We start from the raw sequence: 5,563 nt of genomic DNA on the forward strand, positions 1-5,563 counted from the left end.
GGGCTACCCAGCTGCCCCCCTGTGTCGCCACCCTGGCAGAGCCAAAACCGAGGGCCCCCAAACCGTCTCTGTCGCCGCCTGGGGATCCCAACTCTTGCCTAGGCTAGGACGGCGGCCGCCCCGGCGAAAGCTTCCTCCCGCAGCAGCGCAGCTTTGTCGGTGCGCTCCCAGGGCAGATCCAGGTGGGTTTGCCCGAAGTGCCCATAGACCGCCACGTTTTGATAGAAGCGCCCTCCCCGTTGACGGGGTAACTCTCGCAGTTGGAACTGGGCCAGAATGGCTGCCGGCCTCAGGTCAAAATGGCGCTGCACCAGCCGCAGCAGATCTTCGTCGGGGATGCGCCCTGTGCCAAAGGTTTCCACCAAAAGGTTGATGGGACGGGCCACCCCGATAGCATAGCTAACCTGCACCTCGCATTTTTGCGCCAGGCCGGCAGCCACGATGTTCTTGGCCACATAGCGGGCAGCATAGGCGGCGCTGCGATCCACCTTGGTGGGATCCTTGCCGGAGAAGGCCCCGCCCCCATGACGGGAATAGCCGCCATAGGTATCGACGATGATCTTGCGGCCGGTCAAGCCGGCATCCCCCTGCGGGCCGCCGATGACGAACTTGCCGGTGGGATTGGTGAGGAAGCGGGTATGGCTGTCGGGTTTGATGGGCAGCTCGGCAAATACCGGCTGCACCACCGCCTCCCAGAGATCGGCGCGGATGCGCTCTTGCACCGCCGCCTCTTCTGTGATGGCGCCAATGGTGGGCGTGTGCTGGGTGGAGATGAGCAGGGTGTGGATACCCACCGGACGCCCCTCCTCATAGGCCACCGTCACCTGCGTCTTGCCGTCGGGGCGCAGATAGGGCAGGGTGCCGTTTTTGCGAACAGTGGCCAACTGGCGGCTGAGGCGGTGGGCCAAGCTGATCGGCAAGGGCATCAGCTCAGGGGTCTCGTCGCAGGCAAAGCCGAACATCAAGCCCTGATCCCCGGCCCCGACCAAGTCGAATTGATCTTCCCTGGATGCGCGACTTTCCAGGGCCACGTTCACCCCTTGGGCAATATCGGGAGATTGCTCATCAAAAGCCACCAACACCGCGCAGCTATCGGCAGAGAAACCGTTCTTGGCGTCGGTGTAGCCAATTTCGGCCACCTTGTCCCGCACCAGATGGGTGAAGTTGACATGCGCCTGCGAGGTGATCTCCCCGGTCAGGATCACCATGCCCGTATTCACCACCACCTCTGCCGCCACCCGGCTCATGGGATCCGCCGTCAAGAGGGCATCCACGATGGCATCGGAGATCTGATCGCAGATTTTGTCGGGGTGCCCCTCCGTCACCGACTCCGAGGAAAACAAAAACGACTTGGACAACGAACCTCTCCTTAAGACGAAACAGATGAAACTGGGAGCCTGCTCAGGCCAGAAAGCCAGGCCCACCTGTCCGTTCATCGGCGGCCAGGACCCAAAAAGGCAGGCCTAGCCGGTGGATCAGCGCAGTTGCCAGAGCAACCCACCGCACCCGAGGACTTCGTCCCACTGACGCGATAGAGCCTTGCTCCGCCGCTGCGACCAGAGCTGTGGGAGCCGCTAAAGGGTAAAGTCGCCAGAAAAAGCCCCCACCTAAAAGGGCTATCCTCTAGAGAAAACTTTATTGCCTTTATCTTTCGGTTACTGACTAACCGCAGGAATTGGCACCGTAGCGGAGACTTCCGCCGGTTGCCGCAGCTTCGTTGGGCCTGATCCCTCAGTCTGCTCTGGATAAAGAACGGAACTTGTCCTTATCGTACCCCTAACCTCTCCGCATTTGTCAAAAAAATGCGCTCTGGGCCGGTCTCAACCCAACAGCTCCTGCCACCAGTCGGTGGACTGGGCGGCCCTGAGAAAAAAGACGCCCGCCAAGCCCAGAGGGAAGAGAACTCCCAGAAAGCCAACCGCCCCCAGTGCCCAAGCCAAGCGATGCAGATGCCTTTTGCTGGCAGCGCCCGCGGTTGTTTCCGCCAAGACGGCCAACATCGATCCCAGGGCCGCCAACAGGGATCCCCCCAGCCCGGCCAGATAGGCGGGCCCCAGCCACGGCTGTAACTGGGCGGCAGAGGCAATTTGCAAACGGGGCAGGACTTGAAAACACCCTACCGCCAGCACGGCCCAGATGAAGGAGTACATCAGCAGGCTATCTCGAAAAGCGGTAGCCGGTTCTTTCATGATCCCAGCCCAATCCAGCCAGAGGTAGGATAAAAGCAGTTTGCTGGGGAAGAGCTTGCTCGGCCCACCCGAATTTCCTCTGATTATGGCCCAACCCGCCATGTCTGACCTCTCTGCACCGGCTTGGGGATCCCACTCGACAACAGAGCCTGAGGCTGTTGGCGTTGGCAATTGCGGGACGGAGTCTCTAGCGGGCACAGAGACTGACCTCAACCAGTGGCACCGCCGCAGAATGCAGCGCCGCCAGCAAATCCAGCGGCAGCGCCTATCGGGCATGCGCGATGACAAGGGCTTGATCATCGTGCATACAGGGCAGGGCAAAGGCAAGAGCACGGCTGCTTTCGGCATGATCTTCCGTGCCCTCGGCCAAGGCTTGTCGGTGGGGGTAGTGCAATTCATCAAGGGGGCCTGGGATCCGGGGGAAGCCAAACTGTTGCGCCAGTTGGCCGCCCATCCGGAGCTGGGCCTGGGGAAAATCGCCTTTTACGCCATGGGGGAAGGTTTTACCTGGGAAACCCAGGATCGCGAGCGGGATATCGCCCATGCGCAGGCGGCCTGGGCAAAGGGGCGGGAGCTGCTCAGCAGCGGCGAGTACCACCTGGTACTTTTGGATGAGATCAACGTCGCCCTCAAGCTGGGGTACCTCTCCCTGGAGCAGGTATTGGCCGGCCTGGCCGAAAAACCGGAGCGGGTGCATGTGATCCTGACCGGGCGGGGCGCGCCGGCTGCCCTGATCGACCGGGCCGACTTGGTAACCGAGATGACCTTGGTCAAGCATCCTTTCCGCGACCAGGGGATCAAAGCGCAAATCGGCATTGAGTTCTAGTCCTTGGGTAGGGCAAGATGGCCATTCTGGTGGCGGCAGCCACAAGCGGCAGCGGCAAGACCACTGTCACGCTGGCTCTGTTGGCCGCTCTCAGGCGGCGGGGCCTGCGCATTCAGCCCTTCAAGGTGGGGCCGGATTACATTGATCCCCTGTTCCACACAGCGGTGAGCGGGATCCCCTGTCGCAACTTGGATCCCTTTTTAACCGATGAGAACTTTGTGCAGCGCTGCTTTCGCCACCACTGCCAAGGCAAAGATGGAGCAATTGTAGAGGGAGTGATGGGCCTCTTCGATGGACGAGCGCCCGCATCCCTGCCCGGCGAGACAGAACCCTTTTTTGCCAGCAGCGCCCACGTGGCCCGCCTGCTAGGGATCCCTGTGGTGTTGGTTATCGACGGCAGCGGTATGGGGACAACGGTGGCCGCTCTGCTCTACGGCTTGAGCCGCTTTGATCCCCGCCTCACCATTGCCGGGGTGATTTTCAACTGCGTGGCCTCAGAGCGGCACGGCCAGATTTTACAGCAAGCAGCAGCGGCGGCGGGGATCCCGGTCTTGGGCCAGTTTCCCCGCCGTGAGGATCTGCGCCTGCCCAGCCGCCACCTGGGGTTGGTGCCCGTCTCAGAACTGGATCACTTCCCCCGCTGGCAGGAGACCTGGGCCGACCTGGCCGAGCAGCATCTGAATTGGGATGAGCTACTGCCCTTGATTCGCTCCTTGCCGCCGGCGGTGGGGGAGCTGTGGCCAGAGATTTCCCCACAACCGCGTCGGGTTCGGGTAGGGGTGGCCCGCGATGCCGCCTTTAACTTCTACTACGCCGACAACTTGGATCTCTTGCGGGCCTGTGGCGCCGAGCTGCTGGAGTACTCTCCCCTGCAGGTGGGGCTGTGGCCGCCGGAGCCCTGCGATGGCCTGCTGCTGGGGGGCGGGTTCCCAGAACTGTTTGCCGCCACCCTCTCCGAAAAAATAAGCCACCGCCCACCGCCGCCCGCCCATCCACCCCTCTATGCCGAATGCGGCGGGCTGATGGTGCTGGGACGATCCCTCACCGATTTCAAGGGAAAGACCTACCCCCTGGCCGGGCTGCTGCCTATCCAGGTGGACATGGGCGACCGGCTGTGTCTGGGCTACCGCGAGGCCACTGTCCTGCGCCCAACCCTGCTGGCCAAGGCCGGGGATCGCCTACGAGGGCACGAATTTCACCGCTCCCGCAGCACCCCTCTCTCCCCCAACCCAATCTACATCTGGGGATCCCCGCCTCACCAGGAAGGCTGGGCCGGTCGGCGCCTGCACGCCTCCTACCTGCATCTCCACTGGGGATCCCGTCCCGACCTGGCCATGCGGCTCTTACAAAGCTTCTTGAGGACAACTCTGCCCATCTCCCCTTAGAAGACCATGCCATCGCTGAGCCGTTGGATGGGCGGAGAAACATCTGACCTGAGCTCCGGCGGATCCAGGTCTTTGAGCCGCTTTTCCGGCCAGGCCAAGCGATCCGCGGATCCTCCGCGAGAATGTCGCCAGCGCCTGTGGAAGGGCATTTCCCCGCTGGGATCGTGATCGTGGCGGTCACGCAGTCGGCATCGAGGCGAGAATGCTCCGATTCACCGGCCAAAACCCTTTCAAATAGCAACTTACAGCGATCCCGAATGGCTTGAGGACTCTGAAAATAAGTCACTCGTTTTTCCTGAACAACAGATGCCGACCTTGAGCCCTTCCCTCTCAAGCATCCCTCGCTTCATCCAAGAGTTTTTCAGCATAATTGGGCGGGAACTCACCTTGCTCCACATTCGTCTACAAAACTTAGCCTTCTTGACTCCAAACACGCCAGCCTCTTGCAGAGGCTCAGAAACCTAGAGGGCAACCCAACCCAAAGGACTACATCTTGCTTCCCCACTGCTGAAACCCCTGTAGGAGTGGGCTTTGAGGCAATTGTCCACAAAAGGACTGCGTCGGGGCATTTCGAGAAAAGACTGAGCTAAGCACTGGGTGAGGATCCCAGTAGGTAAGAAGTTTTGAGTCGGGGTAAATTTTGATGTCTTTGGTTAAGACGAGTATGGGATACTACACCTTGGTGGGCTAGACTTTGCCTACCCTGTGGCTTTAATCACTTCCTTGAGGGTTTGTCGGTTGTTATCCTAGACATGTCTTTAGCTCTCAAGCAGAATAAGCATAAATTACTAGTTGGCTCATTTTCGGCTAGACTGAGCCCCACAGCGGGCGATTCATGTAGGGAGGAGTGTGATGTTCACACGGTTGGCGGAACAGTACCGCAGCTATGTTCAAGATCTGGTGATGAGTTTGCAGGCTCTGGCCATTGTTTTGGAGAAGCGGGGCTATCCAGCTTCTTGCTACACCTGCGGTACTTCATTTGAGAGCGCCTCCTTCATGGTCAGCTTACGGGAGGGGCACTTGATTCGCTTTTTGGTTTCCGAATGCTCCATTAGCTGGACAGAAATGCGGGATGACCGGGAGCTCATGAAACTGGAAGGAGCAGAGGCGATTCGCCAACTGCAGGATTTGGCAGAGCTGATCAAAGATGAGTTGGTGGCTGC

General features: G+C 60.2%; 5 protein-coding genes and 1 riboswitch. Of the genes, 3 read left to right on the plus strand and 2 right to left on the minus strand.

Annotated elements, in window-relative coordinates:
* Positions 1-98: 98 nt before the first annotated feature.
* Both metK and NW857_RS03000 read right to left on the minus strand, forming a co-directional pair.
* Positions 99-1,358 (minus strand): methionine adenosyltransferase, encoded by a 1,260-nt coding sequence (gene metK / locus NW857_RS02995; RefSeq protein ID WP_414335901.1) that lies wholly within the window; start codon positions 1,356-1,358, stop codon positions 99-101.
* A gap of 283 nt (positions 1,359-1,641) precedes the next feature.
* Positions 1,642-1,752, minus strand: a riboswitch (SAM riboswitch).
* A 68-nt stretch (positions 1,753-1,820) separates the two neighbouring features.
* Positions 1,821-2,189 (minus strand): hypothetical protein, encoded by a 369-nt coding sequence (locus NW857_RS03000; RefSeq protein ID WP_414335902.1) that lies wholly within the window; start codon positions 2,187-2,189, stop codon positions 1,821-1,823.
* 100 nt (positions 2,190-2,289) lie between these two features.
* On the opposite strand from NW857_RS03000, the gene cobO reads away from it, so the two are divergent.
* The 3 genes from cobO to NW857_RS03015 all read left to right on the plus strand — a co-directional run.
* Positions 2,290-3,015, plus strand: coding sequence for a cob(I)yrinic acid a,c-diamide adenosyltransferase (gene cobO / locus NW857_RS03005; RefSeq protein WP_414352266.1), 726 nt, complete (start codon positions 2,290-2,292; stop codon positions 3,013-3,015).
* Positions 3,016-3,032: 17 nt separating this feature from the next.
* Entirely contained in the window at positions 3,033-4,400 is a 1,368-nt protein-coding gene (locus NW857_RS03010) for a cobyrinate a,c-diamide synthase (RefSeq protein WP_414367907.1), read from the plus strand.
* An 852-nt stretch (positions 4,401-5,252) separates the two neighbouring features.
* Positions 5,253-5,563 (plus strand): DUF1815 family protein (locus tag NW857_RS03015; RefSeq protein WP_414367908.1); only part of this gene is annotated, 311 nt, incomplete at its 3' end.

Origin of the sequence: Synechococcus sp. H55.9 (genome assembly GCF_047462355.1) — a bacterium.
In the GTDB taxonomy this organism is placed as follows: domain Bacteria; phylum Cyanobacteriota; class Cyanobacteriia; order Thermostichales; family Thermostichaceae; genus Thermostichus.